This window comes from Desulfopila sp. IMCC35008 (assembly GCF_010646885.2).
Classification (GTDB): domain Bacteria; phylum Desulfobacterota; class Desulfobulbia; order Desulfobulbales; family Desulfocapsaceae; genus Desulfopila.
Genome location: NZ_CP050700.1, coordinates 1,291,824 through 1,317,906, shown reverse-complemented (window position 1 = coordinate 1,317,906; position 26,083 = coordinate 1,291,824). Strand labels below are relative to the sequence as shown.

Annotated in this window: 21 protein-coding genes; 6 read left to right on the top strand and 15 right to left on the bottom strand. The window is 48.9% G+C overall.

Translation table 11 applies throughout. The features are described from left to right. Window positions 1-40 precede the first annotated feature (40 nt). The 4 genes from GA520_RS05995 to GA520_RS05980 form a co-directional block, all read right to left on the bottom strand. Window positions 41-241 carry a cold-shock protein gene (locus GA520_RS05995; protein WP_163339103.1) on the bottom strand — a complete coding sequence of 67 codons (201 nt, stop codon included), beginning with the start codon at window positions 239-241 and terminating at the stop codon, window positions 41-43. 213 nt (window positions 242-454) lie between these two features. After that, on the bottom strand, window positions 455-718 hold the full coding sequence (locus tag GA520_RS05990) for an RNA-binding protein (protein WP_163339104.1): 264 nt from the start codon (window positions 716-718) through the stop codon (window positions 455-457). Window positions 719-956: 238 nt separating this feature from the next. Continuing rightward, window positions 957-1,130, bottom strand: coding sequence for a hypothetical protein (locus GA520_RS05985; RefSeq protein ID WP_163339105.1), 174 nt, complete (start codon window positions 1,128-1,130; stop codon window positions 957-959). 395 nt (window positions 1,131-1,525) lie between these two features. Continuing rightward, window positions 1,526-1,669 carry a hypothetical protein gene (locus tag GA520_RS05980; protein WP_163339106.1) on the bottom strand — a complete coding sequence of 48 codons (144 nt, stop codon included), beginning with the start codon at window positions 1,667-1,669 and terminating at the stop codon, window positions 1,526-1,528. A 496-nt stretch (window positions 1,670-2,165) separates the two neighbouring features. On the opposite strand from GA520_RS05980, the gene GA520_RS05975 reads away from it, so the two are divergent. Further along, the gene (locus GA520_RS05975; protein WP_163339107.1) at window positions 2,166-2,534 is read left to right on the top strand and encodes a hypothetical protein; all 369 of its coding nucleotides are present in this window, start codon (window positions 2,166-2,168) and stop codon (window positions 2,532-2,534) included. 34 nt (window positions 2,535-2,568) lie between these two features. Here the strand turns inward: GA520_RS05975 and GA520_RS05970 are convergent, their stop codons facing one another. Beyond that, a complete protein-coding gene (locus GA520_RS05970) occupies window positions 2,569-6,213 on the bottom strand; it encodes a DUF3683 domain-containing protein (RefSeq protein WP_163339108.1) in 3,645 nt (1,214 codons plus the stop codon). A gap of 227 nt (window positions 6,214-6,440) precedes the next feature. Between GA520_RS05970 and GA520_RS05965 the strand changes: the two genes are divergently transcribed. Then, window positions 6,441-7,061 carry an RNA 3'-terminal phosphate cyclase gene (locus GA520_RS05965; protein ID WP_163339164.1) on the top strand — a complete coding sequence of 207 codons (621 nt, stop codon included), beginning with the start codon at window positions 6,441-6,443 and terminating at the stop codon, window positions 7,059-7,061. Here the strand turns inward: GA520_RS05965 and recD are convergent. The 4 genes from recD to GA520_RS05945 all read right to left on the bottom strand — a co-directional run bounded on the left by recD (window position 7,051) and on the right by GA520_RS05945 (window position 15,757). Beyond that, window positions 7,051-8,709, bottom strand: coding sequence for an exodeoxyribonuclease V subunit alpha (gene recD / locus GA520_RS05960; RefSeq protein WP_163339109.1), 1,659 nt, complete (start codon window positions 8,707-8,709; stop codon window positions 7,051-7,053). The genes GA520_RS05965 and recD overlap by 11 nt on opposite strands. Continuing rightward, complete coding sequence (gene recB / locus GA520_RS05955; RefSeq protein WP_163339110.1) at window positions 8,699-12,271, bottom strand: exodeoxyribonuclease V subunit beta; 3,573 nt, start codon at window positions 12,269-12,271, stop codon at window positions 8,699-8,701. The genes recD and recB overlap by 11 nt, the downstream gene beginning before the upstream one ends. Next, window positions 12,253-15,375, bottom strand: a complete 3,123-nt coding sequence (gene recC / locus GA520_RS05950) for an exodeoxyribonuclease V subunit gamma (protein WP_163339111.1) — start codon at window positions 15,373-15,375, stop codon at window positions 12,253-12,255. The genes recB and recC overlap by 19 nt, the downstream gene beginning before the upstream one ends. 79 nt (window positions 15,376-15,454) lie before the next feature. Beyond that, on the bottom strand, window positions 15,455-15,757 hold the full coding sequence (locus tag GA520_RS05945; RefSeq protein WP_163339112.1) for a hypothetical protein: 303 nt from the start codon (window positions 15,755-15,757) through the stop codon (window positions 15,455-15,457). Between GA520_RS05945 and GA520_RS05940 the strand changes: the two genes are divergently transcribed. Beyond that, window positions 15,758-16,813: a hypothetical protein gene (locus GA520_RS05940; RefSeq protein ID WP_163339113.1), complete on the top strand. Its 1,056-nt coding sequence runs from the start codon at window positions 15,758-15,760 to the stop codon at window positions 16,811-16,813. It abuts the gene before it with no gap. 53 nt (window positions 16,814-16,866) lie between these two features. Here GA520_RS05940 and GA520_RS05935 read toward each other — a convergent pair whose 3' ends face one another. Next, a complete protein-coding gene (locus GA520_RS05935; protein ID WP_163339114.1) occupies window positions 16,867-17,364 on the bottom strand; it encodes a universal stress protein in 498 nt (165 codons plus the stop codon). Window positions 17,365-17,643: 279 nt separating this feature from the next. Here GA520_RS05935 and GA520_RS05930 point away from each other — a divergent pair, with 279 nt between their 5' ends. The 3 genes from GA520_RS05930 to GA520_RS05920 all read left to right on the top strand — a co-directional run bounded on the left by GA520_RS05930 (window position 17,644) and on the right by GA520_RS05920 (window position 20,184). Further along, window positions 17,644-18,369, top strand: coding sequence for an MOSC domain-containing protein (locus GA520_RS05930; RefSeq protein WP_163339115.1), 726 nt, complete (start codon window positions 17,644-17,646; stop codon window positions 18,367-18,369). Between the two features lie 157 nt (window positions 18,370-18,526). Next, window positions 18,527-18,835 (top strand): DUF1820 family protein, encoded by a 309-nt coding sequence (locus tag GA520_RS05925; protein WP_163339116.1) that lies wholly within the window; start codon window positions 18,527-18,529, stop codon window positions 18,833-18,835. A gap of 41 nt (window positions 18,836-18,876) precedes the next feature. After that, the gene (locus tag GA520_RS05920) at window positions 18,877-20,184 is read left to right on the top strand and encodes a CDP-alcohol phosphatidyltransferase family protein (protein ID WP_163339117.1); all 1,308 of its coding nucleotides are present in this window, start codon (window positions 18,877-18,879) and stop codon (window positions 20,182-20,184) included. 23 nt (window positions 20,185-20,207) lie between these two features. Here the strand turns inward: GA520_RS05920 and GA520_RS05915 are convergent, their stop codons facing one another. From GA520_RS05915 to GA520_RS05895, 5 genes are all read right to left on the bottom strand, one after another. Then, window positions 20,208-22,178: a long-chain fatty acid--CoA ligase gene (locus tag GA520_RS05915; RefSeq protein ID WP_240910198.1), complete on the bottom strand. Its 1,971-nt coding sequence runs from the start codon at window positions 22,176-22,178 to the stop codon at window positions 20,208-20,210. After that, entirely contained in the window at window positions 22,175-22,876 is a 702-nt protein-coding gene (gene ubiE / locus GA520_RS05910; RefSeq protein WP_163339118.1) for a bifunctional demethylmenaquinone methyltransferase/2-methoxy-6-polyprenyl-1,4-benzoquinol methylase UbiE, read from the bottom strand. Before ubiE ends, GA520_RS05915 begins: the two co-directional genes overlap by 4 nt. 50 nt (window positions 22,877-22,926) lie before the next feature. Continuing rightward, the gene (gene asnS, locus GA520_RS05905) at window positions 22,927-24,297 is read right to left on the bottom strand and encodes an asparagine--tRNA ligase (RefSeq protein WP_163339119.1); all 1,371 of its coding nucleotides are present in this window, start codon (window positions 24,295-24,297) and stop codon (window positions 22,927-22,929) included. A gap of 69 nt (window positions 24,298-24,366) precedes the next feature. Then, window positions 24,367-25,263, bottom strand: coding sequence for a DUF89 domain-containing protein (locus GA520_RS05900; protein WP_163339120.1), 897 nt, complete (start codon window positions 25,261-25,263; stop codon window positions 24,367-24,369). Next, window positions 25,260-25,994, bottom strand: coding sequence for an ATP-binding protein (locus GA520_RS05895; RefSeq protein ID WP_240910199.1), 735 nt, complete (start codon window positions 25,992-25,994; stop codon window positions 25,260-25,262). Before GA520_RS05895 ends, GA520_RS05900 begins: the two co-directional genes overlap by 4 nt. Window positions 25,995-26,083: the final 89 nt, after the last annotated feature.

Sequence of the window (26,083 nt, the reverse complement as noted above, 5' to 3'; positions counted from 1 at the left end):
CAGGCAGATGAAAACTGCCAACCCCTGCGTGTATCAGTCGTTACTGCTGGACAACATTTGATGCTGCAGGTCCTTTCGGCCCTTCAACAACATCAAAGGAAACCCGGGCACCTTCGTCAAGACTTTTGAAACCACTGGACTGAATTGCGGTATGATGTACGAATACGTCATTCCCTCCATCCTGTGCGATAAAGCCAAAACCTTTTGCATCGTTAAACCATTTTACTGTTCCTTCTGCCATTACTATTACTCCTGGATGTGTTGTTTACTGTCGGCACCACACTATGTGATCCAACAAAGTGTTATATATTTATGGTAAATACGCTGAACCACCTTTTAGATTCGAAGCTCAAACGGGTGGTCCTGCGCGCTGCTCAACTTAATATGATTATTCTCAAATAATAAGAGGTATTGTTGTTCTTTTGAATGAGAAAAACACTCGATTGATTCGTCCTTATCTGCGACGCTTGCCTTTTTTCTTCGGCTTTGCCTCATTACAGACAAGGTCCCGGTTCTTGTAAGAACGCTTATTGAGGGACTCCATAGCCTGCTGCCCTCCGGAACGAGTAGACATTTCAACAAAGGCAAAGCCTTTTGATCTGCCAGTGAACTGGTCCTCTATCAGGTTTGCCTCTACTATTTCTCCAAATTCGGTAAACAGACTTTCCAATTCTTTTCTTGATATATCGTAAGGCAGGTTGCCAATAAATAGCTTCATCTTGCTTCTCCGAAGATGTGATCAGCAAGAATCTCTTGGGACAACTGAAATGAAAAGAGCTACAAGACAGGGCGTGAGTGACGCTGTGCGTGATCTGATTTATGTTTACCGTATAACCGGCACGAACAAGATATACTCTTTGCTGGCATTTACAAGTAAAAAACAACATCTCCTTGAGATTAATTTACAAGCCCCACGTAACACACTTTATAAAAGGTAAGGAGTCCCCTCTTGTGAATCACATGTCATTTTCACCAGCAACCTGTTTCTCATGTTTTTCTTCTATTCCTTTTTCCTGTTTACGGGAAAAAGGAAACATCCCATACTGATCGTTTTTTGACAGACAAGCGTATAATATTATGTCTTGATTACACATTACAGTTGCTACACCACATGGCATACCATTTGCCATCAGGGGAGCGCCACTCCCCGACTCCTCCAATATGCCCAATCCCTCCAACACGACTTTTTTGTAAGGTATCGCCTTACCTGAAAAAACGGATATCACCTATTGTTTCAGTCTCGTCATGCTGATAAGATTATTTCTATCAGCCTCCGGAGGGGGAAGCAGAATACACGATCTGTATTCCTAACTCAAAAAGTTAAGCTGTTTAGAATTCTTCATCACCGGTACTAGCGGTTATCGGACAGCTGTCGGTACTGAAAAAAAGGCCGAGAGAAACGTGACAACGATACGCCATATCAACCCATTCTCTCACCCGAAGCAGAGTCGATTCGACTCTGCTTTTTTTTTTTTAACGCATCACATCACAGGCCGACTTCACAGACTCCACATTTACTCATCAACTAAACGCCGATCAAATTGTAGATGAAATCCATAATCGGCTCATTCACGGTTAAAGACACCATCAACCAGACAAGAACCCCGTTATCATCACTCAGGTACTCATCATCAATCATGATGATGTCATCACTGGTGCTGTAAAACACCTCACCCTGGATACTGAAGATTGTGACAAGGTCGTAATGACCAACAACCCCAATATCTTTCGGCAGGAAGACGGTTCTTTACTTAGAAAATCAGGGCATATACAACCCTATAAAAGGAAATGAATCCCTCTTCACCCACCTTTATCCCAATTCGTTCTAATACTCCAGTCCCGGCAAACGTGGCCTGGTTGCGTCTTTTTTTGAGATCTATTTCCATTCATTTTGCAAAAGGTATTGAAAGCAGACCTCTTATACGCTAATTTCAAGTTTCGACATATTGGTCGAATTGGTCATACTGTTCTCACTATTTACGGGTATTACATCAAAGCGTTATCTGCAGTTTTCCCAGCCCAAACGGATTTACGCCCCGCTTCGTCCCCAACACGATCGGGCACACTCTTCCTCCAATCCCATCCGTCGGCCCTCGAAGGAACACAGGACCACTTGTTGTAAACACAGGCAATTGCCTCAATATATAATTTTAAAGGGTACAATCATGAAAAGACACACAAGGTTTATCACCGGAGCTCTCTCCCTTCTCTTCCTGTTCAGCTCTTCTGCTGCAGGATTTGCCTCGGGACTGCAAGTAACAAGTATCGGGCTGGAAAAGATGAATTACCAGGATAAAGAGCATGGCTGGTACCTGCTCAAGTGTACTGTTGAGAATGACACGGAGGAGTCAGGAACCGTCTCTGTCCAGCTTAGATCCCTCGACAAGTATGCATACTACCGTAAGGATTTTCAACTTTGGGGCCATATTGAGGCCGGAGCGAAAAGTGTTCTCAGTTTGAAAGGGTTTATGGACTACAAAACACTCCAGGATATTAAAAATTGGGAAGTGGAGAAAATCCACTTCCATGATTAGTAACCAAAGTACAGGGCTTGCCTGGAAGGTGACCTTAAAAAGTCACCTTCTCAGCGCGCGCTATTATTTCATCAAACTTACCTGCCCAGCCTTCACCTCCGACTGAGCGCGCCAGCAGGACCGTCATATGCTGCGGCATAGCGCCCAGATCCCTGTTGCGACCAAGTCCTGAGATACAGGAAGGACAGTTTGTCACCAGGGTGGCCTCCCCACTCACACCCTCCATGGCGTGTTCAATGGATTGCCTTTTTCTCTGCATCATTGCGTAGGAGATATCAGGTCGTGATATAGCCAGGGTCCCGGCTTCCGAACAGCAGTCCGGCACCAGCTCGCCCTTCCCAGCAACCCTCCGGAGCAGCTGCACACCTTCCCCGTCCAGGGAGTCGTGGCAGGGGGCATGATAGAGAAAGTTTTCGCCGTTATCAAACTTCATATCAAGGTCACTGTTTTCCAGGACATAGTAAGAGACGTCCTGGATATCACAACCAAATATTTCTTCAGCACCGACCTCTCCAATAGCCTCCCGGCACGTCCCGCAACTCACCACGAACTTATCAAACTGAAGGTGACCGAGCATCTCCCGTATCTGGCTAAGAATGATGGTATCACGTAACGTAACAACACCATGCATCTTCATTTTGGCGTTCACCCGTGCAGGGAAACCACAACAAAGAAACGGAGGCGGAATAATCACCCGGATACCACTTTTCACCAGCAGGTAAATAGCGGCCTTGCTTATCTCGGAATAAAGCCTCTCAGATCCACAACCGGGAAAATAGAACACTGTTTTCGTCGGCTGCTCCTCCGGATTAAACACCAAAGCTTCCCCGGTGTTGCATTTAGGCAGTTTCTCCCATAGTGTCTGTGACGACGGCGTCATCATCGGTGATTTGAGCATGGCCACATATTTCGACTTTCGTTGCTTAACCCTGTCCGGGGAGGCATCAAGCATCTTGACACCAAGCTGCTGCATCCTGCTACCCCAGTCCACCACCACTTTGCGAAACAGCGAATTAAAAGTCCCGCTTCGTGTTTTAAGGTAAAACAGCGAGAGCGAGGTCGCGGCCGCGGTGTGCTTGTAGCCCAGCTCACTCAGTATCTCTCTTTCAAGTACGGTGACCTCAGCTGTATCTATATCGACAGGGCATGGAGAAAAGCATTTACCGCACATTGTGCAATGGTCCGCCACTTCTTCCAGATTTTTCATCTGGTCAAAACGGGGTTGGTGGGAACGCTGGATATCATACAACAACGCCTCTACCAGTGAACCGATGACCATATTCTTGTTGCGGGGATGCATGAAGATATTTGAGCCAGGGAAATAGGTACAACATTTCGCCATACACTTTCCACAACGGACGCATTTGGAAATCTTCGCCGCAAGTTTCTCTAAAGAACCATGCTGCAGGATACGCGCCTCAAGCTCAAGAAGATCGAAAGAAGGGGTAAATACCTTATTGATGATCTGTGGATCCCTGAGCATGCCGGGATTCATTAATCCCTCCGGATCAACCTCCTGACGATACGCTTCGAGCTGTTGCAGTCTGTTTTCATCAAGGAATTTCATTTTGGTGATGCCTATGCCATGCTCACCGCTCACCACACCTCCAAGATCCACCGCCATCTGCATCACATCCTCGGCGGCCTTCTCGGCCCGTTTCATCATTTCCCGGTCGTTGGAGAAGACGGGAATGTTAACATGATTGTTGCCGTCACCTGCATGCATATGGGTGGCGATCACAATTCGTCTTGACCGGGTCTGCTCAAAAATCCGCTCGATTTGCGCCGAGACCCTGGCATACCCGCTTAACAGCTCGAGCAGGTCCGCCATCATCTGCCTGATATATGCCTCATACCTTATAGATTCCCGGGTCCTGAGGGCCAACTTCCCGAGGGCCTCACGGCACAGGTCTATGGCCTTCGGTATCTTGGCCTCGAGCCAGTCCGGATCTTCAATCGGTTCCGCCTTCCTTAGGTACTCCATGATACGATGGATACACAGTTCCTTATTATAGAGATCCTCGTTTATGTTGTACTCATCGACAAAACGAGTGAACTCAGCGAGGGCATGCAGGGGAAGTACAATATCCTCGTTGAGCTTGAAGGCGTTGGTCCTTGCAGAAATAGCTCCGAGCCGTTTACGATCACGCCAGAAACGCTCGGCCTCATCGCTATCCTGGGCGGTAAACAGTTCTGTGTTATCATATCCGGAAAGTAACTTCTCCAACCGCTCTTTACCGCGCATGACATGGGCGCTGGTATGACCGACCATATCAATCAGCAGAACCGCTTTGGGCCGATCGCTCCTGGCGGCCTTATATTTATATTTAATGGCCTTGATATATTCCTCATCAAAATGCTCAAGGGCCATCAGGGCTTCCTCACCCTCATCGACAAACTCTTTGGAGATTTCAACAATGACCTTGCTCGCCTCATCCATATCCTCGCCGAAAAATTCCAGGCAGAAGGTAATCTTTCTCTCATACGCTTCATAGAGGACAAACTCCGCAGAGGTGATAACACCATCCACACCCTCTTTCTGGAGGCCAGGTACACCATTCAACGCCTTATTGGTGATATCTTTCCAGAGTCCCTTTTTTCGGATGTCGTCACTCGCCAACTCGATAGTCCTGACCGGCTTACCTGCTGAATCGCTTACCTGAAAGAATACCTGGTCATCGGGCCTGATCTTGCGCATGGGGTGGTCGACACGCCGTACCGTCATCAACCCTTTTCCGGGCATGGCAATATTAAATGAGAGTAAATTGTCAATTGCCGTTCCCCAGAGAACCGCTGTCTTACCACCGGCGTTTTCCGCTATATTGCCACCGATGGTGGAAGCCCAGGCGCTGGTCGGATCGGTGGCAAAAACAAGCCCCTCTTTTGAGGCATGAGTCATGGCATCGGAGGTCACGACACCCGCCTCAACACGTAGAACCGGGACATCTTTTCCCGCATCACCTAAGTGACTGAACAATCTTTTTTCTACGGGGTATATCCTGGTCAGCTTCTCGGTATTGATGATGACGCAACCTGCACTTACTGGCACACAACCGCCAGTAAGCCCGGTTCCGCCACCACGGGGAATAACTGACAATCCCAGCGATTCAACGGCATAAAGCAGTGAACTCACCTGTTCCTCTGAAGAGGGACGCACGACAGCTACTGGCAAATAGAGCCGCCAATCTGTCGCATCCGTTGCATGGCTTATAAGGCTGAAAGGGTCGAACCAGACATTTTCCCTACCGACGATTTCCCCCAATTTGCGGCTGATGCGGTGTCGTTTAACAGCAACTCCTTCCAACTCCGACTTCAGCTCAAACAGCCTGTCCCGGCAGAGTTCCACTAACCGCAGTACCTTGGTCGAACGATTGGAACTATCCCGGTTCAATTTGGCCGCTTCAGCTATAATTGCAAGATCATCCTCAGCTGTTTTCACAAACTGCAGGCGACGGCTGGTAGAGTCAAGCAGCTGCTCATACAGGAATGGGTTCCGGCGGAGGATAAAAAGGTCCCCCATAAACCGCATCACCAGCCGTGCCGACCTCCCTGTAATTCGCTGATTGCGTAACTCTTCAAGGTCATCCCACACTTCGGGCCCAAAGAGGTGGTTGATAATCAGCCGGTCATCTGCCGAGGTAAAATTGTAGGGAATTTCCCGGTAATCTTCTTTCTGCATTGCAACTCTTTATTCTATGAAATGTTAAAAAGGACAAACATGGATGTTTGGAAGGAAACCACAAAAGAAACACCAATTAGCCGCTGATGCCAAGTTTTTTCTTGGAAAATAGGTTGAAAAAGTAATATCTCCGCCCTTCATCCGGCCTCAGTCAGGAAAGGACAGTTCATTAACCTTGTCATACCTTCCAGGACAATTTCAGCAAAGCCCAGGTCCATGGAGGGGGGATCGGTTCCCGGGGATTTACATTTTCACCGGGAGCCATCCACTCTGGCAATTACCACTGTGCTCTCGGTACCGCAGGTAGCTGCTCACTGGTCTTTCAGGCTGTTTTACCTGCACTTCTGGCAGCAGCGGGACCTTCAACAATAACCCTTGAGGGTGGCACCCATAACCCGACGGCACGGCTTTTTGATTTCCACCAGAAAACCTTCCTGCCGCTCCTGGCAAAAATGAGAGTGGAGACTGAGGCGGAGATGATACAGCCCGGCTTTTACCCGGCCGGAGGTGGCAAGATACAAATCTCAGTTACACCGGCGCAAAAACCAGCACCGCTTGAACTAACAACCCGTACCTTTAACCACATAGGGTGCAAGGCGGTCTGCGCCCAGCTCCCCGGCCATATAGCCATAAGGGAACTTAACATTGTGAGGGAAAAGTTTCAGGTCAGCGATGAACACCTTGATATCGTTCAACTCGGAAACATGGCCCAGGCTGGTACCGGTCGTTTCCTCACCGGTAACCCTACAAGTCACACCCTGACCAATATGGAAACGATAAAGAAATTTCTGGATGTATCGTTTCAGCTTAACAAGGTTAAGAGTGATATCTGGGAAATCAGGTTATAGATAGTTCACGCCCTAAAACTGCCTTTCCCTGCAGCATCTCCATCAAACCACTACTGCGCTCATAATCGCGGCAGAGGGAATCAACCAGAACCCGTTCATCCGCCTTCAGCCACAACCTTTCCCTGGCCCGGGTGACAGCAGTGTAGACAAGTTGCCTGTTCAGGACACGGTTGTCGGTCTCAGGCAAGACAACCAATACATCCCGAAACTCGGACCCCTGGCTTTTGTGAATGGTCATGGCGAATACTGTTTCAGAAGCGGGCAGCCTGTAAGGTGGACAGTAACGGTAAGCCCCGTTACCGAGGTCAAACCAGATATTGAGGGTATCGTTTTCGGGATCGGACAGGCAAATACCAATATCACCGTTAAACAAACCAAGGTTATAATCGTTTCTCGTCACCATAACCGGGCGTCCCGGATACCAATCCCCGGGGAGGCAATAATAGCCACTTGTTTTCAGGTACCCCTCAACCGCATTGTTGATAGCATTCAAGCCGCGGGCTCCGTGCCTGGTACCGCACAAAACCTGGAATTCCCCAAAGGAGCTGAAGATCTCATCCAGGGTGGTTGCCGGATAGGAACGAACACATTCCATATAATTCTTGTAGCGGGACCCGACAAAATCACGGAGAGGCTCCTGCAGGAAGCTGATATTATCAAACTCATCGCCATGTAACAGGTCAAAGCACCGGGTACCGTCTCCCCTGTTTATTGCCTTGGCTACTGTCCCAATCCCTGTTTCAAACCGATAGCTTTTCCTGAGTTCGATCGTGTTTTCAGGGAGGCCACGAATACAATCAGCCAGAACCGCCCCTGATTCCACGGAAGCAAGCTGATCTTTATCACCAAGAAGGATTAGCCTGGCACCCGGTTTCAAGGCATCGACAACCTTACTCATCATAGCCAGGTCAACCATGGATGCCTCATCGATGACAAGAACATCCAGGGGGAGCGGGTTATCATGGTTATGCATGAAACGCGGGGTGTTGCGGATCACCCCCAACAATCGGTGCAGCGTCATGGCATCGCGGGGGATATCCTTTGCAATATCTTTTCCTACTGGTAAATAAGGTAAGCTTGCTGTAATCGACTCCTGCAGCCGCATCGCCGCCTTACCGGTAGGTGCGGCAAGCCCGATCCTGGTCTGCTTGCCAAAAAGCTCCAGCATCAAGGCCAGGATGCGCACCACAGTGGTGGTTTTCCCCGTCCCGGGCCCCCCGGAAATCAGGCAAAGCGAGCGCTGCATGGCGAGGCGTGCCGCCTCTCTCTGATAGTCTTCCCCAGAACTGCTTCTCCCGAAATACTCGTCTAACAACACTTCAAGTTGCGGCCAATGGTGATGTTCTGCTGCAAGCATAAGCAGGTTCCCGGCCAGTTTCGACTCGTAGGAATAATACCTCTGCAAATACAATCGATCCCCCTGGACAACAAGCGGAGTGTCTGTGCCTTCTGAAACCAGATGGGATTCCATTACAAACATTTTGTCGGAGTCATCAAGGCGCAGGCAACTATGCCCACTCTCCAGAGCAGAGGACAAGAGTTCAACCAGTTCACAGAATCGCTTTCGTTCCTCCCCTTTAAAACCGGACCGTTCGGCCAGAAAACCAGCAAGATGAATATCGATAAAACGTAAATCTTCACCTTTCATCACCACCCCCCAGGAGTGTATCAAGCTGTTGAAGCTTGTTCTTATCGGGGTATGCGTAATAGACACCACTCCCCGGTGTTTCAGGCCTCATACCCCGAACAAACAGATACATGACACCCCCGAAATGAGTAGAATAGTCATACCCTTCCAGCACATTTTGCAGGTAGCGGTGCAACACCAGAGTATAAATCCAGTACTGTAACCCGTAGTTGTGAGATGCCATGGCCCGCACCAGCTTTTCTCCCTGGTAATCCCCCCTGTTGTCACCCAGATAATTTGTTTTATAATCGATCACATAGTATCTGCCGTCATGTTCACAGACAAGGTCGACAAAGCCGGTGAGGTAGCCACGCATTGATTTAGCGGCAAGCTGGATGACGCCGGGTTCGCCAGCAAGCACCTTATTAACCCGTTCGGTATCAAGTCGGTTCAGGTGGAAATAGAACGCCATTTCCTTTAACGCCCTTGATTGATCCAGTTCCGCCAATGAGAATGCAAGGTGTTCGTTTCCGGCTGTTAGAGGTGTATTCACCACATCGAGAAGCAACTGTTGAATAGTATTCGGCTCAACATCCTGTCCGTACCGGTGGCAAAGCGACTCAATAGCATCAAGAGAGAGCTCTGTACCAATCTCCTTGAATGAAATCAACTCCAGACTGTCGTGAATCAGATTCCCAAAACTTGCCCCCGCAGGCAGGCCCGGATGCAAAACTGCCCCACCATTCTCACCTTCCGGTTCCACACTATCGGCATCTGAACCATGATCCTCATGTTCACTTAACGCCGCCATGGCCGAGTAACTCGTCATCTGATAGTCCGTCTGCAGTGATCGACCCGTACCCACTTGAGGTGAAAGTTTCAGAGGAGAAGCTTCAAATCCTGCAGAACGATCGGCATCAAGCCTTACAGCGGACAGTACACGATATTCCCCGCCAGCCGCTTCAACAAACTGACGTACAATGGCTTCCTGTTCTTCCTGCTCCTTTTGTTTTCCATCAAAAAAAAGATAGCCAAGGGATGAACGTGAAGTGTCCGCACTCCCCTTACTCGTCTTCTGGCAATTAGCCATCATAATATAGCACCTGACCTGGGCACGGGTCACCGCCACATACAACAGACGTAACTCTTCGGCCAACTCCTCTTCGAGAGCCTGTTCATGACGCTCCCTGAAGCGGTCCGAGCCGAGATCGACAACCAGCCTCTCATTCTCATGACAGGTTATAAGCTCCCGCTCACTTTCCAGGCGAGCATTCCGGTACCAAAGATAGGGACAAAAGACGACCGGATACTGCAGTCCCTTGGCACTATGCATGGTAATGATCCGCACCGCATCTTCGTCACTTTCCAGGCGCAACTCCGTATCTTCGCTGCTCCGCTCATCGGCAATACAGGATTCAAGCCTCAAGAGTGTTTGAGCCGGACCGAGGTTGTCCTCGGTTTCCACTTCCTGGATCAATTCAAGAAGGTGGTGGACATTGGCGATACGTCTTTCGCCAAGTGGTGTTGCGGACAGGTGAAGCAGGACGTTCTCCTCTCGCAGAAGCGACTGCATCATGATCAGGAACCCCTTTTCCTGCCACATGCGGTTATACAGGAGAAACCGATTCAACCAATCCTCAAAAATCGATTCATCGGACCAGATTCCAGACAAGTCGTGTCCGTTTAAACCGAACCAGGAAATGGTCATGGCTGATTTGAGCAGAAAGGTGTTACCTGGTTCGGCAAGCGAAGTGAGCAGCCTATACAACTCCTTCCCTTCACGGCTGTCATAGACCGATTGCTTGCTTGCAACAACCGCGGGTACCCCTGCCTCAGCAAAGGCCTTCAGATAATCCTGGGCATGCCTGTTTGAACGGACAAGTACTGCAATATCTAGAGGTTGCAATATCCTCGACGCATCCTGACCATTCTTTATCTGTCGATAGGTCACAGGTGTATTCGGGTCAAGCAAAGAAAGTATCTCAGCAATAGTTTCCTGCCGAAGCCTGTCTGCCGCAACACCGGGAAACCACTTTTTCCTCTTCTCAGCTGCCCCTAGCTGCCAGCAGGCCATCACACCGAGCGGTCTACCATCCCGTAGTAATTCACCATCGTCACTGGTTCGTGCAGGTTCCACAGCATCAAACCCCAAGCGATCCTCACTATAGGCAAAGACCTTGTCACGCCAGCTAAAAAGATCATTCACCACCTTGACCAGATCGGGATGGGAACGGTAATTATGCCGCAGGGTCAATCGAAGGGATGCTTCATTTTTAGCCTGAAAATATGAGTGGATGTCAGCGCCGCGAAACTTGTAGATTGCCTGTTTCGGATCACCAATCAGGTAGAGAAAATGGTTTCCCAGGCCAAAAATCGTTGAGAATATAGACCATTGAGCAGAATCAGTATCCTGGAATTCGTCAATAAATGCCGCCCCGTAACGATGAGAAAGCAAACGCTGTAAGTCACCCCGGTCCTTCTTTAAGGCAAGATCAAGCCGCCGGATAAGATCATCAAACGACATCAAACCGAGGTTCTGCAACCGTTCTTCAAGCTGGTCCTGTATAACGCCCAGAAGCTCCTTCCGAAAACCGATAACAAGAAGTCTCCATGCCGCTAAAAATGAGGTGGCCAGCGCATCCGGCAATTCCAGCTCCCTTAAAAGGAGTTGAGGTTCCTCCGTTATTTTTAGCGTTGCAGCTGTTACCAGCGGCAGCACTCCATCGACACTGAGGAATTCTATCTTCCCGGTTGGTGTCATTGTCCTGCCACGAAGATAGTTATCTAATTCCAGCCATATCTCATCTATCTTCTCTTCGGTGTTAAGTGCCCCTTTGAACTTCTTTGCAGCAATCGCAAGGTTAAAAGACTCACGGAGTTGTGCACCATGTTCGAGGTACCAATACTGAAGATTTGCAAAAGCACCGGCAAAATCGTCAGCCAGTTCACCAATGCTGCCCGTTGCAGGCTCCACCAGGTCATATACCGAACCGGCCGCCTTGATACTCTGCTGCAACTGTTCCGGGGTCGAACACTGGGCGAGGATGGCCCCGCAGGATTGATGGTCCATGGCGTAGACATGACGCCGCCAGAAATCCTCCACTATCTGCTGACGGATATGATTGATATCCCCCTGTAGTTCGACATCAAAAAGCTGGCCGCACTCCAGGGCCTGCTCCTGCAACATACGCTGGCAAAATGAATGAATGGTAAAAATTTCAGCCCTGTCGATGTCGAGCAGGGCACTTTGCAGAAGCCTTATATACTTTTCCTCATCATCCACCGTGGCCAGCCAGGCTGTCATGGTTTTATCCTTACCGGTTTCTTCTGTTCCAGCTAACAGATCACGAGCTTCCACCAGCCTCTGCCTGATTCGGCTTCGCAATTCCTCGGTTGCAGCCCGGGTAAAGGTCACCACCAGGATCTGATCTATGGGAATTTCCTCTTCACAGACAGCCCGCAACACCAACATGGCTATAGCATAGGTCTTTCCGGTCCCGGCACTGGCTTCCACCAGGGTTATCCCCCTTTGCAGTGGACTTGCAGCACAATCCAGGTAGATGCTCACAGGCAGTTCCTCCATACCGGTTCCAGGATAGCGTGGCATAACCTTACAAATTCTGAATCAAACACATCTACCGGATCACACCCCTCAAGCAGGAACAGCAGCTCCTGGTCATAGCCGCTTCTAATTATATCGTTCAGCTTGGCGATGGCCCCCTCTTCCAATCCTTTACCTTTCTCAAAGCTGTCAAGAGCTGCAAAGCCGAGATCAAGAAAAAGTTTACTCGGTTCCCGGCAGCCATCTACGAAAACTGTTACAAACTGTTCGAGATCCTGTGAGAATGGCGGCTCCTCCTTAAACTCCACATGCCTGTCAGAGCCAAGCACTACGGTGGAAATCGCCTGGCCTGTGATACGTGCATAGAGCAGATGATGCAGCCAGCCATTGAGGCAGTCCTTAGGTCTGAGTTTGGCGTGTCTGTAGATAAAAATACCGTGCTCGTAGAGATTGCCCAGCAGACCGTGTAGGTGAAGAGAATCGATTTCAATATCTATAGGCAGAGATTCCAGCGGTGTACCCGGCTGCAGCTCCTCGATCATTGCTTCAAACAGTTCCAGTGCTGCAATGCGTTCTTTAAAGTGAAGTTCACCTACGGCCCCTAGCGGCCATCGTCCTTCTGACTGTAACCTCTTCAACAGGAAAGAAGCGCTCACCCCACGGGCCCTGTCTTCAAGCAACTCCCTGTCGATAATATATTTTTCCAGAGCGTTATGGGTGAAAGTTTCACTCTCGGGGACAACCGTTATCTCATCCCTTACCCTGACACCGAGACAATCCCGCAGGAACCACTCTTGAGGATGGTTAAAGAACTTCTGGAAATCAAGCCAACCCACCCCATCAATTTCAACATCCCGCCTGCCCCGCCACCACGATTGAGCCGCCCGTGGAGGCTGCCGAAGTTGTTCAGCCACCCGACAATAATCGGAATCGTAGCTAAAAAGGGTAGGTTCCTCACCGGTAAAATATTTTGGGCTATATGGCTGCAACGGATGGTGAATCACCAATTTGGTTGCCTTGTATGACCCGGCCAGAACATCAAGAAGTTCAGCCAATACCACCGAAGGCGGAATCTCCTCATTACTTTTTATTGATTGTCCCACATAACTTAAATAGAGGCGCTCGCGTGCAGCCAGTATTGTTTCAAGGAACTGGTAACGATCGTCTTTTCGCCTCGACCTGTCACCAGGCCGATGGGCTATGCGCATCAAATCAAAGGTCGGCCGGTAATCATTTCCCGGAAAACGGCCTTCGTGCAACCCGAGCAGGCAAACATTTTTAAAGGGAATGGAGCGCATGGGCAGCATGGAACAAAAGGTAAGTTGCCCCCTCAGGAAGCCGGAGCTGGAACGGGTCTCACGAGTAACGCTCTCCAGCCAGGCCCGGATAACAGAAAACTCCACCTCACCATGGTGCAGCCCCTTTACATTCTCACCAAGCCCACTCAAAATCTCCTGTAGATCAAGAAATTCCCTAGTCCCATCACGGTCTGATATGAAAAGCAAATTGCTGTACAAGACCAGCAGTTCAGACCAGCGCGCCAGATCGTACGTGTTACTGAAATCGACCACGGCCTGCTCAATAATTGAGATAAAGCGGCACAGCCCCCCAAGTGCGGCACCATTGCTCCCCTCAATATCTCCGAACGGGATAATATCGTCGACAATCCCGCTACTGCCTGTGGCATACCCCATGAGCATTCGCTCCAACCCGTCCTTCCAGGTCGACTCATCAAAAACCGGCAAGCCTGAGGCCTCTTTCTGGGCTCCGGACAACCCCCAGCGGATACCGGAACCAAGTACCCAGTTACGGATATTGTCCAGGTCCCCAGCTGACAGCTGCATCTTCTCTGCCACCGCCGGTTCTTTCAGCAGATCGAAAAGTTCATCCCAACCGAACCTGCCTCCAAAAAGGCCCAGAAAGGTACTGAAAGCCTTAATCATGCTGTTACGTCGACGCAGACTGCGATCGGCTATAGAGTGCTGGATATCGTGAAAAACAGCTGGAATCAACGTGCTGTATTCCTGGATATCAGGGGCCATGACAATAATATCACGTAACTCAAGCTCTGGATTGTCATACAGCCACTTGAGGATCTGGTTTTTCAATACTCCCAACTCGCGTATTTTCGAGTGACATGAGACGATACAGATAGAATCATCGTCCTCCGGCCAATCAGTATCACATGGTTCCACCTCCCCTTTTAAAAGGTCGGATTGAAGCCGTGTGAGCAAACTCATACCAGCATCAGCAGCAGGATCCTGGTAACTGGAAAAGTCCTGTTCATAGCTCACATCGTCATAAAGAAGATTTTGAAAATCCCTGCCCTGCTCTCCCATTGAGACAAGGAGCGGATGCCCTTGCACCGACTGTTCCTGTCCCCGTCGTCTAGCCATATCTCCCCAGTACAAGCTGCAAGGGGAGAGTACATACAGGTGGACCTGGCAATGACCTGCCAATCCCTGCAGGAAACGGAGAAAAAGAGGTACCATGGTGGTGAGCCCAAAAACATTGAGCCGGGCAGGGAGCGATGCCGAAAGATTAGTGCCATCGGACAATTTACCGATAACCCTTGTCAGAAGTTCCCCCCGGTGAGGGACCTCCGGGCACTGTTCCTGAAGTCGCAGCCAAAGGGCCATCTGCCACGGCTCTGCGGCTTCTTCTGTTACCGTCCTTCCCCTCTGCCAGGAAGCAATCATCTCCGGTCGTGACACTTGATACTGATCGAACAGGTTTGCCAACTGCCCAGCAAGTTGAAATCGTTTGAGAGGCCCATCCCCACCGGCCAGATAATGATGCAGTTGTCGGTAAACCTCTTCATCAATGCTACGAAGTACTACCTCGATCCTCCAGAGCATCACACTTCGTTCATAGACCTCAGCAGCAGTTTCCAATTCCAGTTTTCTGGAACAGTAGTCCAAAAACTGCATGGGCAACATGAACCGGAAATTACACCAGCTGGTGAAATGATCCGCCATAGTCTGGGAAATAATCCGTTCCATACCCTGGCTCTGGACAAGAAAGAACTCCGGGTCGAAAGGATGTCGTCTGCCTGATGAGCGGATTACCTCGGCCAGGTGCTGCAAAAGGTTCTCGGTGCGATTTGAGACGTGGAGGAACAACATTATATAGATGTGTTGTCGGCTCTTAGGATATTAAAGTAAAACAACACTTCCCCGTTTACAGCAGGGAAGGCTGTATGTATTATTGGAGACCGGGGCCTTGACCGGCATATTCATAAATTGCCTGCACCAAGGCAGCCATGATCCCGATTGCAAAGAATAAGCGTAAACGGCGGTCCCAGGGCACTTTATGTCCATCAGCCATATATTGCAGCAAGGAAATGACAAAAAAGGTTCCACCGGCAACATACGGCGCCGTCTGTAATAGCTGCCAGCCAGTTGCTTTCAACGTTCCCATAAGATCGTTTTCAACAGGCCGCATGTTGAAAACAAAATACAGAACAGCGGATAAATAGAATGTTACATTCTCTCTAATTGTTGACATATGAATACACTCGAAGCGTTATATTTTCCAGGAACAGAGATTTACTCCGCAAGCCAGTTTCCGGTTTTCCTGCTGTTTGGCAAGCTCCACCTGATCAAACCGGTCGAAGAGCCCGAACAAGGAGACGATACGGCAGATATATTCACAACAGCAGGACTCTGTCAAGCACATACGCCCTGCCCCCTTGGCGATCAACGAGAACGATTTGAGCACCTGATCCGTGATATCCGCGAGCGCAAGGACGATTACGCAGCCCAACTGAGTAATCTGACCGTTTCCTCGTTTTCGGCAAAGAAAAAGTCGGTGGACGATTCAAGTCGCTCTATTGTTTCTACCCTGCTTGGTAAAACTGAAACAAAAGAGGATGAAGACGATATCAGGAACAATGAATTATGGCAATCACGGCTTATCCTTAAAATTGGCGAACAACTGGATCGCGAAGAGGAAGAGGTTGCCGTCCGCATGGCCCTTCTGGATGATGATGAACAGGGACTCTTTAAAACCCTGCAGGGTGAACTTGATGAAGAAGAGGAAACCCTGTTTGGTGAATTACTTGACCTGAAAAGCAGGCTGAACAAACCGAGTGCCACATCAGTAGCCACCCGACTCAAGGCCTGGAGTAGGATTTACAGGGAAAGCACGGCATCCCTTCCAACGATATATCTTACCCACCTGGAAGACGCTGCAGATCACCTGCTTGAAGAATATGAAAATAAAATGCAGCTTCCCCCTGTGGAACTTCTCCATCTTCTCCTACCAGGGAATATTGGGTGGGATACAGAAACAGCGATAAGCAGCTTCCGTGATTTTCAGGAAAAGGAACCCGAACTTCTTGAAAAAGTAGCCACTTTTATTACTGGAATGGATCCACAGCTTCAACGTGAATCCCTGGAAGATGAATGGTCAAAGTCTCTGGAGAGTCATTTTCCAGCCGCCGATACAGGCCGCTTGAACCTGCACTTCCATACCATGAGCACCATTACTTGTGCGAAGATGCTGGGCGGAAAGACAAACGGAGCCTCCGATATACTCGCAGTTGTACGCTGGCCGGAATAAAAGTTTGAAACTCCTGCCAGCGCACAGCCTGGTTGGCACTATTTTACAGGAACCTACTCTCGACCATCTTCTTCAGTGCAACAGGTGTATGGGTTGATGGTCAATACGGGGCAGTGGGCAGCACGGACAACTTTATCGGCAACACTACCGAACATGATTTTCTCCAAACCTTTATAGCCATGGGTGCCCATGATAATAAGATCACCTTGGATTTCAGCTGCGAAATCAACGATCTGCTCGGCGACATCACCCATAAAAACCCGATGTTCCAGGCTGACAACCCCGGCAGCGTCACAAATCGGCTCAAGCTCTTTACAGAAACTGGTCATTTTATCTTCGGCTCCCTCAACCAGTTCCCCTTCGAGGTTTGGCATACTCATCTGCGGCACGAAAAAACCAGAGTAATCCTCAAAATTCTGAACCACAAAGACGAGGTACATACCCGCACCGAACTTTCCCGCCATATAGGCGGCAGACTCAGCAATGAGCCTTGAATTATCTGAAAAATCAATCGGAGTGATAACACGCTGCACTTCATGTAGTTTCCGCATACAGACCTCCTATGTTGAAGATAACTCTTTACTCCTGCTTAAATTTTGTCACAGGAAAGTTGAATAATCAAGGGAATCTCTACAGGCTCAAAACGCACCGGATACAGGGAAATACAAACTGAATACCTGCAGGACACATGTCTGCCCGGTAACAAAAAGGCAGGTTGATTATCACCAGGCAGGGTTTCACCTTGCAATAATATCAAGAACCCCTATTTTTGTTGCAGGAAATCGAAGTACGGCGGAGTATCACACCATAACGGTATACGGAGAATCAACATGCCGCATATAAAAGCTATTTCAATCAGCGACCGGAAAGGGATTCGCAAGAAAAACATAGAAAGTGTCAACCTTATCGAGAATTTTGGTCTGGAAAACGACGCCCACGGTGGCAAATGGCACCGGCAGGTCAGCTTTCTTGCAGAAGAATCGATCGAAAGCATGCGCCAAAAGGGGTTGCAGGTCGTAGCCGGGAACTTTGCTGAAAATATTACAACAGAGGGCATTAACCTGTGCAGCCTCACGGTCGGCACCCATATCCGTGTCGGCAGCACCGAATTGATTATTTCTCAACTGGGGAAGGTCTGTCATTCGCCCTGTGCAATTTATCATCAGGCCGGGGATTGTGTGATGCCGCGGGAGGGTATTTTCGGAGTTGTCAAAAAAGGCGGCTTAATTCGGGTAGGGGACCCAATAGAGGTCCTTGATGAACACTCGGATTCCGTGGCAATCATCGGCTCACAATCAACAGAAAAGGAATTGGGCGAAGAACTGGTGAAGTTGGTGGCTGAGAAGTGGCAACCCGGTTTTATCCGCTTTGATACCCTTAAGACCAAAGAAGATAACCTGCTGCCCGTACTTGATGATTTAATCGACGCCCAACATGTCTCCAGAATTATCCTGTTCGATCCTTCAGGAAAACACGCACTGGCCATGGCCGGAAAAAGTTCCGGGAGTTGCGACCTCTTCTATTGCAAAACAATTGAAGAACTCAAGGCAACCTGAGAACTCCTTATTTACACAAATAAGAGAAAAACTTTCATTATTTACAAATAAACGGGTTGCAAGCTACAGGGGACAGCCATTACAATCATGCTGTTTTCATTACTGTTTTCAACACTACTAAAGACAACTTCTCGATTTATATACAGGTTTCAAACATATGGCTGTTTACCGCGTACACTTTACCTGGAAGGAAAAGGAATATACTCTGAAATCCACGAGCCTGGATATGACCCATCCCTATTTCGTGGCCATCAAGGATCTTGTCCTTCCACAAGAAAAAAGCTACCTGATCAATCCGGCAGATGACGAAATCCGCAAAAACTTCGAAGGGGTTCGCCAGTTAATGCTGCCGTTTCAGTCTGTCTCCCTTATTGAAGAGTATCGTGAAGATCCGGACAATAGGGAAAATGATGACGAAGTGCCACGAGGCAAGATCATTTCAAACACCATCTTCAACAAACCATGAGACCCCTATTTAACACTGTCCCGGTATAAGGGTACCCTATTATGCAACGATTCCTCGTCATATCTCTAGCCGCAGCCATTGGAACCGGTTTCTATTTCTGGTTTTCCCAGATGGTCAAGAAAGAATCTTTTCGGAATTACATCCACTCGCACCTTTGGCTGCTGCACCCGAACGCTATCTGCTATTGGCGTGGGGGGGTGGCGATTATTGCATTTTTTATGTACTTCTTTTCACCGTATCAGTCGATACCGATCCTTTTTTTCACCTTTGCTGCGATTATGGATGGGGTTGACGGTGTTGTGGCACGAAGCTGTAATCTCGGGACCAAGTGGGGAGAATGGCTTGACCCGATGTGCGACAAACTGACGTATCTTCCGCCGATGCTCGGGTTTGCCTACACCGGTCTTTTGGACATACGTCTTGTATGGATACTGGTCGTTATAGAATTTGCCGGACAGTTCTTTGCAAGACATATCCTCAAGCTGCTGAAGACCTCAGGCGCCGCGAATAATTTCGGCAAGATAAAGGCGATCATGTGTTTTGCTCTTGTCATCTTCTGCGCCCTGATTCAGGAAAACCCATGGATAACAGATTTAAGCAACGAGGTGTTGACCGCCTGTATCATCCTGGCCGCCGCTTCTATCGTTTTTAAGTTCATACCCAACAGGCTGTATGCAGATTTACTCTCCACCCTCAATTTCATCTGTGGGGTTACCAGCCTGATACTCACCCATCAGCATCGTTTTGCCTGGGCGATCTGCATCATTATCGTGGGGCAGCTTTTCGATCTTTTTGATGGCAGGATGGCGGAAAAGCATGGAGGAACCAAGTTTGGGCCATACCTCGATGATGTTGCAGATTTTGTCAGTTTTGGGCTGGCGCCTGCATATGTGGTCATCCAGTCGGGTGGAAACCTGGCCTGGATATTCGGCGCGATTTTTGTAGCCGGCGTGGCGTGGAGGTTAATACGTTTTGTGACGGTCGATAAGAAGAGAACGGATCTCCCGGATGGAGTTTTCAACGGCTTACCAAGCCCGGCCGGAGCTCTCATTGTGTTAGGATCTGCATTGATCGTTTCTCCTAACCTGCTCTCTTTTGTTGCTGTTTTTTCAGCAGCCATCATGGTAAGCCATATACGCTTCGCTCACTTCGGCAGGATCATACTACGGCAGACTCCACGTCCTCTCTTTTTCGTGATAAGCTCAGCGATTATCGTAACACTTGCTTTTGTACTGAAGACGAAAAATGCAGAACTCTTCGGTTATTTCATCCTGACTTCGGTAGCACTCTACTTTATATTGGGCAGAAAACTTATCCCAAAGCCAGAAGAGGGACCTGTTGAAGGCTAAACCTGTTTTTGATTGAAACAGGTTTAATGCAGCAAATCGTTGATAAGCTTTTTGTAGTTTTTTTCGATGACATGACGTTTCTTTTTCAGGGTATTCGTTAACTCCTCCCCGAGTTTGAACTCTCTTTCGAGAAAGGCGATTCCCTGCAGTTTTTCATACGGTTTGAATCCCTGCTTCGGCATAAGAAGCCGGTTAATTTCCTTCCTGATGTGATCCAGAACGTGGGAATCGGCCAGCAATTCACCTTTTTCTTTTTTGAGATCGCTGAACCGCTTTCCAAGATGTTCCTTTAACTCCTCAATATTAGGTACAACAAGAGCTCCAAGACCCTTTTTGTCCTGACCCACCAGAATGGCATCCTGAACGAAGGGGAACATAGTTATCGTATTCTCGATCCTGGTAGGGTCAATATTCTCACCACTTGCAAGAACAATAATCTCTTTAGCCCGGCCGGTAATAACGAGCTCTCCTCCCGTGGTCATCTTGCCCAGATCACCCGTCCTGAAAAAACCGTCTTCAGTGAAAGCTTTCTCGTTCTCTTCCTCATTATGATAGTACCCCTTGGTCACCTGGGGTCCCCGCACCTCGATAAGACCTTCTACACCTGTCTGCTGCTCCACACCCTGCTCCGATACGATACGTACATCCGTATTAGGAACCGGTGGCCCCAGAGTGCCGTAGACACGGCAGGTAAGTCCTCTTCCGGCAATAGCAGGCGAACATTCCGTCATGCCATAAGCATTAACAATTCGGATCCCTACAGCATCTATCCACTCTTCAAGATACTCGGCCAAGGTACCTCCGCCACTGACGGCAAGCCGCAAGCGCCCGCCAAAACGCTCCTGCACCGCTGATAGCTTTCTGGAGGCAAGCAGATATAATGGAGACAGCAGAACGACCTTGCAGGTAGCAACCATTTTCTGTAACCAGGCAGCACCAAACCATGGATCGCTATAACGGGGGAGCCGATCCAGCATCTTCCGTTTATTCCGCCGAAAAGAACTTGATATCCAGACCAGGGAGCTAAAAATACGTGCTGCCGCCGGTCCTTTTTTACGAATTGTTCCCTGAACCCGGGAATAAAGTGATTCCCAAACCCTTGGCACAGTTGCAACAACAGTGGGACGATAGTTCTCCAGATCCTGGGCAAAGGTTTTCACCGAGGAATAGACAAGAGTTGTCCCCTTCGATAAAGCAACATATTCAGCAGTGCGTTCAAAAATATGCCAGCTGGGCAGTATGGAAAGCCACGAATCCTGCTCTGTCAGCTTGATTATGTCCGGTATCACCCGTACGTTATGCATGATGTTCCCGTGGGAGAGCTGCACCCCCTTAGGCCTGCCGGTGGTCCCGGAAGTATAAATCAGGGTCAACAGGTCGCTTGCTCCGATATACTCACCCAACCCGCGAAACCACTCGACATCTTTGAGGCTGTACTTGCGATTTTCAAGAAGATCCGTGTAGGAAAACGTCCGACTGAAGAGAGTATGCATGGACGGTCCTGTCATAACAAAAATCTCTTTGATCTGTTTCGCCCCTTTTATGTACTCGTTGTGATAATCGAGCAACTCAGGAGTTTCTACGACCAGGTAGGAACTCTCTGAATGACTGATAATATATTCCAGTTCCTGGGTCGGAGTATCTGCCCCTCTCGGCACATTCACCGCACCAAGGGCCATGACAGCCAGATCAGTAACAATCCAGGCATAGCGGTTGTCCGATAACAACATAACCTTGTCACCCCGACTGACACCTCGCTGCCTGAAGGCACGCGCAAGCAGCAGGACATCCTCAAACAGCTTGGCATACGTTACCGTCTGCTCCTCATCTCCCGCCCGATATCCGGATCGATAGATAAATGCGGTATGATCCCAGTAAACATCTGTTACTTCGATGAAAAGTTCAAAAATAGTATGCAAGCGGGATAAATCTGAATTGGTTCTCCGGCTACTTTCCCGTCTTACAGCCGGTACATCTTGTTTCTCCTTGTTCACTTTTTCCCCCAGTGTACACCAATGGTTCCCATCATGAACTTCCTGTACCCGACATCAATCAACCCTGCCTGCTCGAACAGTTCAGCCAGCTGATCGGCAGAGTGAAAATCCATCGTTGATCCTGTCAGGTAGGCATACGCTGCCTCATCATCCGCAATCATGCGTCCCAATAATGGTATACCAAAACGAAAATAAAACCGAATAAAAGGATACAACAGATTTTTCCTGGGGGGAGTTGTATCAAGGCAGACAACGCGGCCTCCCGGCTTTAGCACGCGGTAAACCTCATTCAGCACCGCCTGGCTGTCGTCAACATTACGCAGCAGGTACCCGAATGTCACTGACTCAAAACTGTTGTCGGGATAGGGCAGGTGGTTGGCGTCACACACCTGCCAGTGAATATGCCTATCCTGAAAACGAGTACCCGCCTCCCGCAACATATTATGGGAAAAATCTCCGCCAATGACGTTGGCATTAGGGTACACCTCATATGTAAGGGCGGCAATATCACCGGTTCCGGTTGCCAGATCCAAAACCCAGCCATTATCAGGATTTCCTGCCTTCTCAACCACAAAACGCCGCCATTTCTGGTCCTGCCCCATAGTCATGACCCTGTTCATCAGGTCATAACGACCGGCGATGGCATCAAACATCTTCCTGACACCGGGGCCTTTACCGGTTGGAGTACCCGCTTCCATTCTCTATCCTTCCATAAATATATAGTTGGTCTCTGACCCGAATACCCTGGTTAGCAGGGGGCTGACCCAGGTGTCCTTGGGAACGGTATTACCTCACGGATATTTGCCATGCCTGTTGCAAACTGAACCAATCGCTCAAAACCCAGCCCAAAACCGGAATGAGGCACGGTCCCGTATTTTCGCAAATCGAGATACCACTCGTATTCATCGATCTCGATTCCGGCTGCAACCATTCTCTCTTTTAAAATATCATAACGTTCTTCACGCTGACTTCCGCCGACAATTTCCCCGATTCCAGGAACCAGGATATCCATTGCCGCAACCGTCTTGCCATCCTCATTCACCCGCATGTAAAAAGGTTTAATGGATGCCGGATAGTCGGTTACAATCAGGGGGCACTTGTACAACTCCTCGGACAGGTATCTCTCGTGTTCTGATTGCAGGTCAATTCCCCACTCCACCGGGAATTCAAATTTTTGCTTGGCCGCCAGTAAATTCTCAACAGCCTCGGTATACGTGATATGGGCAAAATCTTTTTCAATCACGCCCTTTAGTTTGGCGATAATACCTTTCTCAATAAATTTATCGAATAAGACCATATCTTCCCCACAATTCTCGAGGATATCGGCAAGAACAAATTTCAACATATCTTCTGCAAGCTGCATATTGCATTCCAGATCGCAGAAGGCCATTTCCGGCTCAATCATCCAGAACTCTGCAAGATGACGGGAGGTATGTGAATTTTCCGCCCTGAATGTAGGTCCAAAGGTATAGACATTGCCAAGTGCAAGTGCATACACCTCGGCCTGTAACTGCCCCGACACGGTGAGACCTGCCGTCTTACCAAAAAAAGCATCTTCGGGTTTGACGTTGCCTGCACTTTCCTCGACAGTCATCACCTGAAACATTTCTCCCGCACCCTCGCAATCGCTGGTGGTAATTATCGGAGTATGAACCTGATGAAACCCTCTCTCATTAAAAAATCGGTGGATACCAAACGACAGTCGTGAGCGGACTCTGGAGACAGCGCCTAAAGCATTTGTACGTGGCCTGAGATGACTCATGTCCCGCAGGAACTCAAAAGAATGCCTCTTTTTTTGCAAAGGATAGGTTTCTGGCTCTGACCAGCCGACAACCTGAACTTTTGTGCAGTGTAACTCTACTTTCTGCCCTTTAGCCGGAGATTCCCTCAACTCCCCTTCAACAGAGATACTGCAACCGGTCGTGAGGTTTTTAATCTCACTCTCGTAATTTTCCAGTTCCTTATCCGCAATCAACTGCAGGTTCCCCAGACACGAACCATCATTTAATTCCAAAAATGAGAAAGATCCTGTATCACGCCTGGTACGTACCCATCCATCCACCTGTACTTTTTGCCCTGCAGGTTGCTCCTTCATCAGGAGATTTATTCGCTGTTTCATATAGCCACCTCTTAAAAACACAATAGAATAGTTTCCTGGTACTTTCCTTTGGGTCGAGCACTCCGGTTGTTAAGAGCCGCCGGAATAGTACACCACCATTTCCCCCTTGCCGGCTACCACATTTTCTTTCACACCGGCAATCTCCGCGAGATGTTTACCTACCACGTTGCACTTTACTGTCAAGAGAAAGAATATATCCCTGTTTACCTCAGAGAGCGTCTCAAAATTCCCCTGCCCCTTGGATATAACCAGATCGGCAGAGAAGAAATGTTCCTTAAACTCTTCAGAACACTGATCAAGAGGACTACCCGGACAAACCACACCGCTCCTGATTAAACTGGCAGCCCTGTCCAGACCGGCAACTTGGGCATCTTCGAGTAATGCATCATTAATTATCGCATCTTCACGAACCGCGACAGTCACCTGCAACCCCTTTTGGGCTAATAGCTCAACCAGCAGAGAGTCATAGATGATTTCACCACAGTTATCAGCGAGGTAAAAAACACTATCTCCCTCAACTAACTCGTTTATCGCCGCTTCAAGCTGCTGATAGTGATCGAGGCTATACTGGAATTCGTCCGGACTTGACAGGGCTTCCTCGATCATTCCCTGGGAAAATGCACCGTAATCAATAATATTACCGGCTATGGCGTATCCGCAGGCTACCCGCAATGGCTCAGTGCTCTCTCTCACCTCTTTCCTGAGAGTCTCAATACGCCCTAAAGCCCTCCTGTTTTCCATTCTCTTGACATCGAAATAGGGATCCTTACAACCGATGATTCTATTAATGGTTTGATAGACAGGCATGGAGTTGGCCGGCGGCGTCGCTTCCATATCGAGTTGCGGCAGCAGTCGTCCCAGCTCCTGAACAACCTCACGCTGGACGGTTTCACTGCATCCATACATTCGAGCCACTCGCAATCCCTGTCTCACAAAACAGACCAGACAATCCACGGAGGTTTTCACAACAGGTATCCTTCCCTCACGTTTGACAGGGAAGCGAATATGGATTTTTTTGCCTCCGGTTCCTGCTTGTAAATGCCTTCGAGTATTTTTCGCACCTTCTTCCGCCTTGTCTTATCTTCAAGGGGACAAAGATTTGCAACCGCCTTGAGCCCCTGTTTATTCCCAATCACCATCACCTCACTCTTTTCCAGGTAGGCAAGGGGGCGTATGATGTGAAGATTACCGTCAAACAACTCCTGCCTCGGAACCATGGTTGAAATGTTTCCGCTATACAACATATTGAGGAATAAAGTCTCTACAAGGTCGTCACGATGGTGACCAAAAGCAATTTTGTTATAATCATGTTGCCGGGCATATTCAAACAGCTGGCTTCGTCGATTTCTGGCACATTGATAACAGGTTCTTTCCTCCTCAGCCAGTTCCCAACTCTTCTCCACATGATATTCGACCTGCATCCCCTCAACCTGGCTGCCGATTGATTCCTGCGGGCCAACACCATTTTCCACCTCTCTCCAGAACTCGTGGTCAATAGTTATAGCGCTAAGTGAATAGCTAATCGGGGCCTTTTTCTGCCAACCGGCAAGTACAGAGGTCAGTACCAGGCTGTCAATCCCACCCGACAGACCAATCAGTACCCTATCTCCATCGGCAAGCATCTGATAATCATGCATAGCCTGGCCGATACGACGATTCATTGTTGCCGGTATTTCCAGCGTAACGGTGTTCTTCAACAAACAGTACCTTGGTGCAAGTGAAAAAAGAACGCCCGCTGATATGCCTTTGGGGCACAATCACGGGCGTTGTAAAAAAACTGATAGCA